The sequence below is a fragment of the Mobiluncus porci genome (assembly GCF_009695935.1).
In the GTDB taxonomy this organism is placed as follows: Bacteria; Actinomycetota; Actinomycetes; order Actinomycetales; family Actinomycetaceae; genus Mobiluncus; species Mobiluncus porci.
In genome coordinates, this window is sequence record NZ_VUMY01000008.1 from 47,392 (window position 1) to 60,380 (window position 12,989).

General features: G+C 53.3%; 12 protein-coding genes and 1 pseudogene. 8 read left to right on the forward strand and 5 right to left on the reverse strand.

Going from position 1 to position 12,989, the window contains the following annotated elements:
* Window positions 1-30: 30 nt before the first annotated feature.
* Entirely contained in the window at window positions 31-756 is a 726-nt protein-coding gene (locus FYJ63_RS05590; protein WP_154544611.1) for a response regulator transcription factor, read from the reverse strand.
* Window positions 757-971: 215 nt separating this feature from the next.
* Between FYJ63_RS05590 and FYJ63_RS05595 the strand changes: the two genes are divergently transcribed.
* The 5 genes and pseudogenes from FYJ63_RS05595 to panD all read left to right on the forward strand — a co-directional run.
* Window positions 972-1,970, forward strand: coding sequence for a Rossmann-like and DUF2520 domain-containing protein (locus FYJ63_RS05595; protein ID WP_154544613.1), 999 nt, complete (start codon window positions 972-974; stop codon window positions 1,968-1,970).
* A gap of 67 nt (window positions 1,971-2,037) precedes the next feature.
* On the forward strand, window positions 2,038-2,526 hold the full coding sequence (locus FYJ63_RS05600) for a PH domain-containing protein (RefSeq protein WP_154544615.1): 489 nt from the start codon (window positions 2,038-2,040) through the stop codon (window positions 2,524-2,526).
* The gene (locus FYJ63_RS05605; RefSeq protein WP_229769995.1) at window positions 2,523-4,280 is read left to right on the forward strand and encodes a PH domain-containing protein; all 1,758 of its coding nucleotides are present in this window, start codon (window positions 2,523-2,525) and stop codon (window positions 4,278-4,280) included. The genes FYJ63_RS05600 and FYJ63_RS05605 overlap by 4 nt, the downstream gene beginning before the upstream one ends.
* Before the next feature lie 9 nt (window positions 4,281-4,289).
* Window positions 4,290-5,129 carry a pantoate--beta-alanine ligase gene (panC, locus tag FYJ63_RS05610; RefSeq protein ID WP_154544617.1) on the forward strand — a complete coding sequence of 280 codons (840 nt, stop codon included), beginning with the start codon at window positions 4,290-4,292 and terminating at the stop codon, window positions 5,127-5,129.
* 55 nt (window positions 5,130-5,184) lie between these two features.
* Window positions 5,185-5,532 (forward strand): annotated as a pseudogene (panD, locus tag FYJ63_RS05615) (aspartate 1-decarboxylase); the annotation flags it as partial.
* Between the two features lie 41 nt (window positions 5,533-5,573).
* On the opposite strand, the gene FYJ63_RS05620 reads toward panD, so the two are convergent.
* Both FYJ63_RS05620 and FYJ63_RS05625 read right to left on the reverse strand, forming a co-directional pair.
* Complete coding sequence (locus FYJ63_RS05620; protein ID WP_154544621.1) at window positions 5,574-5,837, reverse strand: hypothetical protein; 264 nt, start codon at window positions 5,835-5,837, stop codon at window positions 5,574-5,576.
* A gap of 80 nt (window positions 5,838-5,917) precedes the next feature.
* A complete protein-coding gene (locus tag FYJ63_RS05625) occupies window positions 5,918-6,631 on the reverse strand; it encodes an Eco47II family restriction endonuclease (RefSeq protein WP_154544623.1) in 714 nt (237 codons plus the stop codon).
* Window positions 6,632-6,752: 121 nt separating this feature from the next.
* On the opposite strand from FYJ63_RS05625, the gene dcm reads away from it, so the two are divergent.
* The 3 genes from dcm to gluQRS all read left to right on the forward strand — a co-directional run bounded on the left by dcm (window position 6,753) and on the right by gluQRS (window position 10,604).
* Window positions 6,753-8,030, forward strand: coding sequence for a DNA (cytosine-5-)-methyltransferase (gene dcm / locus FYJ63_RS05630; protein WP_154544625.1), 1,278 nt, complete (start codon window positions 6,753-6,755; stop codon window positions 8,028-8,030).
* Between the two features lie 65 nt (window positions 8,031-8,095).
* A complete protein-coding gene (gene lysS / locus FYJ63_RS05635; protein WP_420846019.1) occupies window positions 8,096-9,658 on the forward strand; it encodes a lysine--tRNA ligase in 1,563 nt (520 codons plus the stop codon).
* Window positions 9,659-9,665: 7 nt separating this feature from the next.
* Window positions 9,666-10,604, forward strand: coding sequence for a tRNA glutamyl-Q(34) synthetase GluQRS (gene gluQRS, locus FYJ63_RS05640; RefSeq protein ID WP_154544627.1), 939 nt, complete (start codon window positions 9,666-9,668; stop codon window positions 10,602-10,604).
* Between the two features lie 22 nt (window positions 10,605-10,626).
* Here gluQRS and FYJ63_RS05645 read toward each other — a convergent pair whose 3' ends face one another.
* Window positions 10,627-11,190, reverse strand: a complete 564-nt coding sequence (locus FYJ63_RS05645; RefSeq protein WP_229769996.1) for a DsrE/DsrF/DrsH-like family protein — start codon at window positions 11,188-11,190, stop codon at window positions 10,627-10,629.
* A 51-nt stretch (window positions 11,191-11,241) separates the two neighbouring features.
* On the reverse strand, window positions 11,242-12,930 hold the full coding sequence (locus FYJ63_RS05650) for a TusE/DsrC/DsvC family sulfur relay protein (RefSeq protein ID WP_154544631.1): 1,689 nt from the start codon (window positions 12,928-12,930) through the stop codon (window positions 11,242-11,244).
* Window positions 12,931-12,989 lie beyond the last annotated feature (59 nt).

Sequence of the window (12,989 nt, forward strand, 5' to 3'; positions counted from 1 at the left end):
TGATTGAGTTCACGCGTGAGACTGTGACCCTTACTCGTTAGGGTCACGAAGCAGATAACCCACCCCGCGACGGGTCTGAATCAATGACGGAGGAATATTGCCGTTTTCGTCCGGAGCATCGAGCTTGCGGCGCAGATAGGAGATGTAAGACTCCACGATGGCTGCGTCGCCTTCCCAGTCATATTCCCACACGTGGTCGAGAATTTGGGCCTTCGAAACCACGCGGCCTTCGTTCACCATCAGGTAACGCAGCAACTTGAACTCGGTGGGGGAAAGGTCAATCAAACGCCCGCCGCGGTGGACTTCGTAGAGATTGTCATCCAGCTCCAGGTCAGCTACGCGCAACAAGGGTTGTTCTGAAGAACCGCGCTTGGTGCGGCGCAAGATGGCATTGATGCGAGCCACTACCTCCTCGAGACCGAAAGGCTTAGTGACATAGTCATCGCCACCGGCTTGAAGACCTTCAACCTTGTCCCGCATATCGTCCTTGGCTGTCAGGAACAAAATCGGCATATCAATTCCAGCCGCCCGAAGTTTCCGCGTCACGGTGAAGCCATCCATGTCCGGCAACATGACATCAAGAATCACCAAGTCGGGCTTCTCTGTCGTTGCGAGTCGCAAGGCCTCGGTGCCATCCCCGGCGCTCAGTACGTCGTAGCCGGCAAAACGCAAGGACGATGCCAAAAGATCGCGAATATTGGGTTCGTCATCGACGACGAGAAGACGGGCTTCACTCACTGCAGGTTCCATAACCATCCCTTTAACACATTGTTGTTGCTTCGGTGTCCGCCCGCGAAACCGCCAGGAGAACCCGGACACTCGCGAAGCGAAAAAAAGCTCTTAGAACTATCTTAATGGTAAAAGTCCGCTGATGGTTGAATCTGGAAAGACAATTCTTAGGGTCGGCAGTTTCCGGTAGCGGTAAATCAATCCCCAGATGGTGAGTTTCCGCGGTGCATTAGCATAGAACTATGGACGCAGACCTCAGCTCATTTAATGATTTTCCCGCTCCACCTCTCGGGGCTGCTAGCCCAGAATCGTCAAGGCCTCACCCTGCGGTTTCGCTGCGTTTCGGAGTTATCGGCATGGGCTCGGTTGGTCCGGTTTTAGCCGCCGCGTGGCGGGCCGCGGGGCATACCTTGGTGGGGGTAACGGCCCGTTCCCAGGAGTCGCGAGAGCGAGCCGATGCGATGGTGCCGGGAGTGGATTTCTTGGCGGCCGCTGATCTAGCGGCTCGAGTTGATCTGCTGGTGCTGACGGTGTCGGATTCGGGATTGCCGGGCCTGGTTTCACAGTTGGCAGAGTCTGGGGCGTTTAGAGCGGGGCAATTGGTGGCGCATACGGCCGGGGCTTTTGGCTTAGAAATTCTGGCTCCCGCCCAGGCCGCGGGGGCCATTCCCTTGGCCTTGCATCCGGCCCAAACATTTTCGGGGACCTCTTTGGATTTGGACCGGTTATATGGAACGCACTGGGCGGTCAATGCCCCCTTGGCTCTCCTCCCTGTCGCGCAAGCTCTCGTGATGGATATTGGGGGAATTCCGGCAGTCTTGCCCGACGCGGCGCGTCCGCTCTATCACGCGGCGCTCGCTCATGGAGCCAACCACTTGGTGACTTTGGTGACGCAGTCCCTGCGCGCCTTGCGAGTGGCGGGAATCGAGAATCCGGCTGCTTTTATTGAGCCACTGTTGAAAGCCGCTTTGGAACGAGCGTTCCATGAAGGGGAGGCGGGTCTCTCCGGCCCAATTCGGCGGGGAGACGCGCTGACTGTCCAGGGACACCTCGAGGCTTTGTCTCGTGGAGGGTGGCGACACCCCGATGATTCGGATCCGTCTCTTCCTCTTGATGATTTGAGCGATTTGCCGGGGGCTTACCGAGCCATGGCTGCGGCAACCGCCTCGCGGGTTTACGCTCGCAGGGGCTTGAGCGAGACTCAGTACCGTGAGCTCGTTGCTGTCCTCGAGGAAAAGTGATTTTGCACTCGTTCTCAACAACTCACTTTGTTGGGGCAATTAGGCTGTGAGCGAGTAGGATTGAAACATGAGTGGAGATTTATTTAGCCCTGCTGGGGTGACCTTCAAACCGATTTCAAGGAAATACATCAATTCCCAGTTCGTAGTATTGTTCATCTGGGTTGCAATCATGCTTATCGGTTGTGCGGTGGCGCCCTTGGCTTCCGGAAATCCCTGGCTGTGGCTCCTAGAAATTGGCCCTCTCGTTCTCCTGGTGTGGCAGATGTGGCTCATTCCCCGCCAGGTCAAGTCCTGGGGCTATGCCGAAGGGGAAAAAAATCTCTATATTCGTCGCGGGATTATGTTCAAGAAAATGTGGGCCGTTCCTTACGGACGGATGCAGTTTGTTGACGTGCAACAAGGGCCACTTGACCGAGCGTTCGGGCTGGCTAGGGTCAGTCTCAAAACGGCCTCAATGGAGTCCAACGCCGATATTCCGGGATTGCCCCGCGATGAGGCCGATCGAATCCGCACCGTCTTGACCGAGCGTGGGGAAGCATTGCGGGCGGGACTATGAGCGAAAACATGGTTAATCCCGAGCCTGCTGAGCTTCCTGAGCCTTCTGTGGCTTCACCGCAACCTGATTCGGTGCCGACTCCGCAGTCACAGCCACCCGCGGGAGCCTCAGCGAACAACCTGACTGAGAATGTAACGAACGGTACAGTTTCTGAGGTTTCGGAACAGGACCTCGCAAAAGGTGCGAACTGGAAGCGGGTCCATCCCCTGACCCCCTTAGCAAACTCCTGGGCAGCCATCTTGGTTCTGTTCGCGATTATTTTAAGCCAAATCACCAATGAGGGTGCCCTTGAGGCCATCGATTTCCTCAACCACATTGGCCAGGCTTGGATTGCTTGGGTGGTTGCCATTGCCATAGTAGTAGTGGTACTGCTTTTCATCTTGGTCATCAACTATCTAGAGTGGAGGGTGACCAAATATGCCCTGACAGACCAGGCAATTTTCTTCCGCAAAGGCTTGATTTTCAAGTCCGAGCGGCACATGCGACTGAATCGGATTCAAGCCGTTGATGTGGTGGCGCCCTTGGTTCCGCGGCTTCTCGGTCTGGCGAAACTGCATGTGGATTCGGCGGGGGCCGCCGGTTCTGAAGTTGACGTGGCGTATCTGAAGGTGTCTGAATGCCAGGAACTTCGAGCCGAAGTCTTAGCCAAAGCTGCGGGTATGAAGTCGAATCAGACATTGCCAGCAAGCGCGGGGATCTCAAAATTTTTGGAGGTCGGTGAATCGGGAATCATGGGAGATTTACCGGCGGCCTCCCTCCAGGCTCCGGAAGTGCCACTGTATGAGATTCCGGTGGGGATGCTCTTGGGATCCATGTTGCGCTCCCTGAGTTTGTGGTTCACCGTGGCCTTGATCCCATTTCTGTTTGCGGCCGGTTTGGTTCCGGTGATTCTTGCGGTAATGGACGGTACGGAGGAGGCATTTATTGCAGCTCTTCTAGCCACTCCCTCGGCTCTCATTGGTGCGTTCGGCGGTATCGTGGCGGCTGGCTCTGCGGTATTCCAACAGTTGAACCGCGGGTGGAACTTTACTGCCGCATTTTCTCCCGATGGGATCCGGTTGCGTCATGGGCTCACCACTCATGCCTCGCAGACTATTCCTCCCGGGCGGGTTCACGCCGTGGTTTTGAAACAACCTTTCTTGTGGAGAGGTAAAGATTGGTGGCAAGTACAACTGACTTTGGCCGGCTATCAAGGCGCTTCGTCCGGGGATAAAAAAACCCAGACCTCGACAGTTCTCCTGCCGGTAGGAACTCGCGAACAAGCGCTGCAAGCCCTGTGGATGGTCCAACGCGACCTGGGAGCAGTGACCGACTTGGAAGGCCAAGAAATTGGAACAGCCGGTACAGACCTGTTGCAAGTTCTCATGTACGGCTCCGGTTCGGCCCCCGGACTGTTCGTCCCCCCGCGCCGCGACCGCTGGCTGGATTGGATTACGTGGAACCGGAAAGCCGCTGTTCTGACTACAACCATGGTGATGATTCGAGACGGTCGTGTCACTCACCGAGTCTCGTTTGTGCCACACTCTCGGATGCAGTCGGTGGCGATCGATCAAGGGCCTTTGGAACGTAAGTTGAACCTGGCGAATGTGAGCTTGCACCTGGTGCCCGGTGTCGTGCCGACAGTCGTTCACCACCTTGAAGCGCCCCTTGCTGAGCGCCTGTGGGAACTGCAAGTGCGTCACGCCGACATTGCCCGCGACCAAGAGCCTCCCGAGGAATGGATGGCGCGCGTAGTGGCTTCGATAAGTGGCTAGGATTGAAATATGAAAATCCTACAAACTCGTGAAGAACTGAAAACTTGGCGCGAAAACGTTTCTGGAACGCTCGGACTCGTGATGACAATGGGTGCCTTGCATGAGGGGCACCTTGATCTGGTGCGAGCCGCGAAAGCAGCCGCGGACACTGTCTTGGTGACGGTGTTTGTGAACCCCACCCAGTTTGCTCCGGGAGAGGATTTTGATAAATATCCGCGCGACCTGGAGGGGGATGCTGCGAAACTGCGAGCGGTAGGGGTCGACGCGCTGTTTGCTCCCACTCCGGAAGTTATGTATCCGCAGGGGGAGGCTCTGGTTAGTTTTAATCCTGGACCCGCCGCGAAGATTTTAGAGGGAAAGACCAGGCCAACGCACTTTGCGGGGGTGCTTTTGGTGGTGGGTAAGATGTTCCACCTGACCCGCCCGGACGTGGCCTGCTTTGGGAAGAAAGATGCCCAGCAGCTCGCTATCGTCACCCAGATGGTTCGAGATTTGGATTTCCCCCTCGAGATTCTGCCTGTAGAGATTCGTCGCGAGGAGGATGGTCTGGCGATGAGCTCTCGCAACCGGTATCTCTCGGAAGCGGAACGCGGGAGCGCATTGAACCTGTCGCAATCCTTGCAATGGGGCCTAGAACACGCCTCGGAACTCGGCTCCGATAGAATCGCGGCGGCGGTTAGGGGGCGCTTGGAAGAAATTCCTGGAATCGAAGTCGATTATGTCGCCTTGGTGAATCCTCGCGGATTCGTGCCGATTACTGAGGTAGGTTTCCGCGGCCCCGCCACCCTGGCTTTGGCCGCGAAAGTCGGTGCGACCCGCCTTATTGACAACATGGATCTGGTGTTTTAGCTTTTATGCAGAATGCGGCTTCTGGCTTAATATTTAAAACGAACAAGGGGGAAATATGCGGATGCGAACCATGATGAGCGGAAAAATTCACCGCGCAACTGTTACAGATGCCGATATCAACTATGTTGGTTCGATTACTGTCGATGAGGAGCTTCTCGAACGGGCCGACATCCTTCCCGGAGAGCGAGTCGATGTCGTGGACATCAACAATGGCGCGCGCCTCACGACCTACACGATTGCCGGTGAACGCGGTTCGGGAACCATTCAGATGAACGGCGCAGCGGCTCGCTTGGTCGCCCCCGGAGACCTCGTTATTATCATTGCCTACGCGACAGTTGACGAAGAATCAGCGCGGACTCTCGAACCAAAAATCGTTCACGTCGATGGGAACAATCAACCGGTTTGAACGTTCGGGAATTCCACGCCCCGAGAACCGAAAACGCCTTAGTCGATGTGGAGGAAAAGCTGCTCCAAGTGCCTGATATTGGCGGCCTTTTCATCCTCGGACGCACCCGCGGTTCCCTGAAGGCTCGAAACCATCAGCGCGAAACTGGCGCGATCCAGCATTTTGGAACAATCGTTCAATTTTGAAATCAACAAGCCCGCATCCGGATTCGCCTCTATCATTGCAAAAACTTCGTCCAAGCCCTGTTTGGCTTCTTGCAATCGCGCCGTGATGGTGGCCCGGTCATTGTCATTGAGCTGCATAGTTTCCCCTCGAACATCGTTGTTTGGCACCTCTAAGAGAAACTTTACCCGTCTCAAACCCGTCTCGCGGGGATTACAGGCTATGCGCGAAAACTTGGTGCCCCATTAAGAATTCTTTGAAGCACATTTAAATCTTCGGCATCGAATGTCATGCCGTGCTTAATCTCGAGAATTTGTCGTACTGCACTGAAGAGTTTTGGAAACGAAGATTTGTCACCTGTAGACAGTTCATAAACCTTGGCCGCGCTGATTAGTCTTATATTCTCTTGCTTTCCGCGTTGAGAGATGACCCAGGGTACATCATCATGAACTGATTTTTGTATGACTTGGACAAGATAGCAGGTGTAGTGCTTATACTCGGGGATGCTAAGGTACTTTTGAAACCTGGTAAAAACATCTGCCGCGCTACCGGAGTTCATTGTGTTGTATTTATTCTTCACCTCCGCAAGAACAGGTGTTTGTCTAGTACCGAAGGGTTGCTCATGCTTGAGATCAATCAGACCGCCACTTGAACCAGTGCTTTCCCATCCCGGCAGATTACCCAGCAAAGTCTGATGAAAATCGCCAATTGCATTTGTGAGACGCTTGTTTTCCTGGCGCGAAAGTTCAAGGTCAACCCAGCTCGTAAGCTCGGTGTTTAGAGCAGCTGCTTCTAATAAAGCTGCGTAAGGGTCAATCACGTTTTTGTAGGGGTTTGGCTCACTCTTGCCCCTAGCCTTAATCAGAACCTTCTGCACCTCAGTTTCAAGTAGTTCATCGCTGAAAAAATCAATACCGTAGCTGTAGGAACTCATGAAACGAAGTTTACCCAACTACTGCCTTATATGGCGGCATTTGTATAATTTACAGTAATCAACTCACAACACTCCTCTGTAACCATTGCATAGGCAAGGGTTATGTGATTAACTAGAGCTTATGAAGAGTGTATCTATTTCAGAAGCGTCATTCCTGGTGGGAGTGTCAATCGACACGCTACGTCGTTGGGACAAAAGGGGGATTATTCGCGCAACGCGAGACAACCGCGGGGTGCGCTATTTTAATTTAGACGAGATTGAACGGGTTAAATCGAAGAGGGACTGTCGCACTTCCGGGCATTCACAAGGAACTCGAAACTACCAGGTTTTAAAGGACGAAAGCCCTAATGGCTATAAATCTTTAGATCTCTTTGCAGGTGCGGGAGGCACAGCGTTGGGGCTTGAGAATGCCGGTTTTCAGCATGTGCTCCTTTCCGAGATAGACAAAGACGCGGCAGATACCCTTAGGGTAAACAGGCCTGAGTGGAATGTTATCGAGGGGGATGTCGCTAACCTAGATTTTAAAGAATTTACAGATGAAATTGATCTTTTAGAAGGTGGTTTCCCTTGTCAAGCATTTAGTTATGCAGGAAATTCCCGAGGTTTTGAAGACACTCGCGGGACGATGTTCTTCCAGTTTGCCCGAGCCATTAGTGAATCCATGCCTAAAATGTTTATTGGTGAGAACGTGAGGGGGCTATTGCGTCATGACGGCGGAAAAACTCTTGAAACCATGATGAATACGCTGAAGTCTATTCGCGGCAAGAACAATGAAACTTATAGGGTCGCATATCGGCTGGTAAAGGCTCAGTACCATGACGTCCCTCAAAAGCGCGAGCGACTATTGGTCATGGGCATCCGCTCTGATATTGGGGACAAGCTATACTTTCCACGAGAGCGGGATTACATAGTCTCCCTTTGGGATGCAATTGGTGACTATCCCAAGTCTGAAGGCCAAAGCTATCCATTGAAGAAAAAGGCTGTGCTGGAACAGGTTCCTGAAGGTGGCTACTGGAAGGATCTTCCAGAGGATGTAGCTAAAAGCTATATGGGGAGTTCTTACTACCTTGGAGGCGGTAAAACGGGAATGGCTAGGAGGCTGTCTTGGGACGAGCCATCTTTAACATTGACGTGTTCACCTGCGCAAAAACAGACGGAACGTTGCCATCCGGAGGAGACGAGACCCCTTAACGTAAGGGAATATGCGAGAATTCAAACTTTCCCAGATGAGTGGCAATTTAAGGGTGGTACGAGCGCGGCTTACAAGCAAATCGGCAATGCTGTACCGGTCAACCTAGGTTATTACATAGGTAAGTGTGCTTATGCGGCTCTTCAAGGAAGCGAAAAAGGCGTAGAAAAATTCGTTGTGCCTGCGAACGAGACGGATTATGTAATTTAGGCGGCTCTTTCCTGGCTGAACTGACTTCCTTTAGACCTGACGTTGTAATGCACTAGACTGGGACGGTGGCAAAGAATGAAACTGAAAACCAGAATCCGACCGTAGAGACTCCCAACCCGGAGGCTATTGATGACGCCCCAGAACAAATCCGAGTGCGTGCCGAGAAGCGGGCGCGGCTGCTCGGGGCCGGAAAAACTCCCTATCCGGTGCATGTCGATATCACGACAACGATTACAAAAGTTCGCGAAAAGTATGGGGAACTCGAAGCCGGGGAGGAGACTGAAGACGAGGTTGGCCTAGCGGGGCGGGTGCGCTTGATGCGCTCCAGCGGCAAACTGGCCTTCGCCACCCTCCAAGAGGGCAACGGCAACACCATCCAAATCATGATTTCCGAACGCGAGGTGGGAAAGGACTCTCTGTCTGCCTATAAAACCGACGTTGACCTCGGAGATCACCTCTTCGTACACGGGCGGGTTATTAGCTCCAAACGCGGAGAACTCTCGATTTTCGTTGACCTTTGGCAGCTCACCTGTAAGGCGTTGCGACCTTTGCCGAAGACGTACACGAACGAAGCTGGCGAGGAAGTCACGCTCTCAGAGGATACTCGGGTGCGTCAGCGTTACCTCGACATGATTATGCGTCCGGCAGCCCGCGAGATGGTGCGTAACCGCTCCAAGGTGGTCCAGACTCTGCGTCACTACCTCGATGAAGAAGGCTATATAGAGGTGGAGACCCCGATGCTGCAGGTGCTCCACGGGGGAGCGGCGGCTCGTCCTTTCGTAACCCATATGAATGCCTACGACATGGATCTTTACCTGCGGATTGCTCCGGAGCTCTTTTTGAAGCGCTGTCTCGTCGGGGGGATCGACAAGGTTTTCGAAATCAACCGCAACTTCCGAAACGAGGGCGCCGATTCTTCCCACTCTCCGGAATTCACCATGATGGAAGCCTATTGCGCCTATGGTGACTACCACCAGATTGCCAACCTGACCCAGGAAATGATTCAGCGTTGTGCCCGCGATGTCTACGGCTCCGAGGTCGTGACCCTGAACGATGGCACCGAGTTCAATCTTGGTGGGGAATGGAAGTGGATGGATTTGTACGGGTCGCTTTCCGAGGCGCTCGGTCAACAAGTAGATGTGAACACTCCGCGCGAGGCGCTGGTGAAAATCGCCGAAGCACGCGAGATTGAACTTGAGCCCTACTATGTTCCCGGAAAGATTGTGGAAACGCTGTGGGAGGAGCTAGTTGGCGACAAGATTTGGGAGCCGACCTTTGTTTGCGACTTCCCCGAAGACACTTCTCCTCTCGTCAAAACCCACCCTGACAAGCCCGGACAGGTACAGAAATGGGATCTCATCATCCGCGGTTTTGAAGTGGCAACTGGATACTCCGAGTTGAACGATCCGGTTATCCAGCGAGCCCGTTTCGAAGCCCAGTCCTTGGAAGCTGCCAACGGGGATCCCGAAGCGATGCAGGTGGATGAGGACTTCTTGGCGGCAATGGAACAAGGGATGCCTCCGGCGGGTGGCATGGGCATGGGTCTCGATCGCCTCTTGATGACGCTGACCGGCCTGGGGATTCGCGAAACGATTACCTTCCCGCTGGTGAAACCGATTTCTCAATGACGCAACAATGACAAGCACCGGACGATTTGCTCCGAGCCCTTCCGGGCGGATGCATTTTGGGAATCTACGAACCGCAGTCGCGGCGTACCTGTTTGCAAAAACCACCGCGCGAGATTTCCTGGTGCGAATTGAGGATATTGACACCGGTCGGTCTCGCCCGGAGTTTGCCGTGGCAAGCCTGGAGGATTTGGCTGCACTCGGGATGGTCTCAGATAAACCTGTGGTCTACCAGTCCCAGCGCCATAAGTTGTACGAAGATGCTTTGGAACAATTGGTACAAAAAGGTCTCGTGTATGAATGCTACTGTTCCCGAGCAGACATTGCGGCCGCGGCCAGTGCCCCGCACGGAAAGCCTGGGATTTATCCCGGAACCTGCCGGAATTTGAGTACGACACAGCGTCAGCAAAAGCGGGCTGAACTCGTGGCGCAAGGACGAAAACCAGCGTTGCGCTTGCGGGCTCCGGAAAATTTGGAATACACGGTACACGATGCCATTTTGGGGGACGTGACCGGAATGCTGCATGACTTTGTGTTGCGACGCACCGATGGTGATTGGGCTTATCAGCTCGTGGTGGTGGTTGATGATCTGGAACAGGGGATTGACCAAGTGGTTCGCGGAACCGATTTGGCTTCTTCTGCGCCGGTGCAGGCCTGGTTGACCGAGACTCTGGGAGGTACTCCACCCGAGTATGCCCATATTCCCTTGGTCATCAATACCCAGGGGCAACGGCTTGCGAAACGAGACAAGTCGGTCACGCGACCGGAGCTGAAGGCCCTCGGCTGGACGGATCAGAAGATTCTCCTTAAAGCCCTGGAAACGCTGGGATGGAGCGAGGGGAAAGATTCGGGGCTTCTTGAGTTAGACACGAAAGCAATTCTTGAACGGGCGGTACAAAACTGGGAGTTCGGTATGTTGCCGAAAGAACCTGTGATTTTTCATGGTTAGTGGCTATGTTTAACGGCTGCGTCTAGATGAAGATAATTTGGGCGCCCTCGGATTTACGAACAAATTCCGGTGCGGTAATAACGGCTTCCACCTCTCTAAACAGCATGTTCTTCCGTAGCCCCATCAAATCCATACTCATTTGGCAGGCGTAGAGATGCCCACCCATCTCGTTAATCTGTTCCAGGAGATCCCGTACCGGAGGAATTCCGTTCTTGTCCATCTCTTTCATCAGATAGCGGGTCGCGAAGTGAGTCATCCCGGGAATATTACCTAACGACGGGGAAAGATAGCGTTTCCCCCACCCGGGGCGGAGTTTTTCCAAGAAGGGCATGTGCATCGCAGTGTTGCCCTGCATGGTGAATTTGAGATGATCCATGGTGCGCTTGGTGATGATGTCTAGACCCCAGAAAGTGAAGAAAAGATTGACATCGACCTTTTCAGACAAAGCAGCAATGCCCATAACTAAAGCCGGATAGGCCATATCGAGATTTCCCTTGGAGCAAACGAAGGCCATTTTGCGAGTTTGTACCCCAATCTGCTGATTGGCTACTTGCCAAAATTTAGCGTCCATAAAGTCTGGTGCCATCATCTGCCTCCAATCTCACTTCCAATTTAGTCCCTTATCAGCATGTTTATCTCAGATACAACCGACCGGTTTGGGAAGACCGGAAATAAAGGCGATAACTTTAGCGGGTTTGAACTGGAATAAATCGAAAAGCTCGGCGATGCTGATTCCTCCGGCTAGTTCGAACTGGCGCAAAGAGGGGCTAATGTGGTGGTTTTCGAAGTATTTTTTCCTCGCAAAGTTAATCACGTCCCAATGACGTTCGGTAAGCTCCATCCCCATTGCTTTCGCTAAATCCACGCTAACCTCCGGAGTCCACTGTTCCGGTTTGGTCATGAAGCCTTCCCTGTCCACATCAATCGGAATCCCGCCAGCCTCTTGGAGAATCGGTATCTGTAGAACCTTGGCTTTGGGTGAAGCCGCTAAGCAAGCATTGGGGCGCCGCTTATAGGTGGGAGCAAGGAGCTGGGAGAAGGAATCCTTTGACCTCGGTTTGGCTACGTGGGTTTTTCCGTCACTGCGAAGACCCCAACGCGTGTACTCCTTTCCAATCATCTGGAGTTTGGAGATATTCAGGCCCGGAGGCGCCGCCATCAAGACGCTGTAGAACGGGAACATGAGGCGCTTCACGAGATGATTGAGTCGGGTCTCTTTCAACAACGAGAGCGGACCGAGCTTTGGAATAAAGAGTTTTCCGGTCAAAGCCGGAGTCTTGTAGTTCAGATCAATTACCGTGGATTTACGGAATCCCGTGTCAACAATGCAGGTCGCGTGGCCGTCATAGCGTTTGGTCATCGGCTTGCCCTCAACATAGTTTAGGAAATTCGGAACGAAAATTCGCGATTGGTAGACGGCTGCCGATCCCGCTTTAGAAGTCGGTAAATCCGCGGCGTCACCAAGGGCAAAAACGTCAGGGAATTCTCGGTGCTGGAAGGTTTCAATGTCGCAGGGCACGAAACCCAGCTCATCTGCGAGTCCCGAATCTATCAGGAATTGTTGGCCGCGCATTGGTGGGACCGTTACGAGAAGGTCGTAGTCGATAATCTTTCCATCGTAGGAATACAGGCGTTTTTCTTTGGCGTCGATATGGCGCACCACGAAATCCGGTTCCACTTGGATATCTCGCAATCTCAGGATATTGGACAGGGATTTCGCTGTGATTTCCTGTTGAAAAACTTCGGATTGGGGAGTGACGAATTTAATCTCAATGTCATCGCGGCGCCGTTTTTGGAAGAAAAACCAATCAGCCTGGAGGGCAAATTCGAGAGGTGCCACTGGACAGCGGATGGGAAATTCGGAGATATGAACGATGAGCTTACCGCTTTCCATCTCTTGTAAAACGGAGCGAAGCTTCTTCGCCCACCGTAGGGTATAGAAAGAATAAATGCCTTCAGCGAGGGCGTTTCCGTTGGACATGCCTTCGACTAATTCGGGGTGGCATTGGCAACCGGTAGCGATGATGAGATAGTCATACGGAATTTCGCGAGTGGGAGTGATTACCTGCTTCGAATGGGGATCCACCTTGGTGACGCGCTCTTGGAGAAGATGGATTCCCGGAAGTAGCGTCTGGCGACGCCACCGCCACAAAGCGGGATTCGGAATTTTACCGATGGTGATGCCGACGAAACCGGGCTGGTAGTAGTGGCGCGCCTGAAAATCAATCACGGTAACGCGGAATTCACTCTTGTCGAGAGAGCGAATCAGAGCGTTAGCGGTACAAGTACCGGCGGTTCCGCCGCCAATGATGACAACGTGTTTCATAATCAGCCTCGATTTCCAATACGGAAATTTTACCAAGGCTAGCCTGATTTATTTGTCTT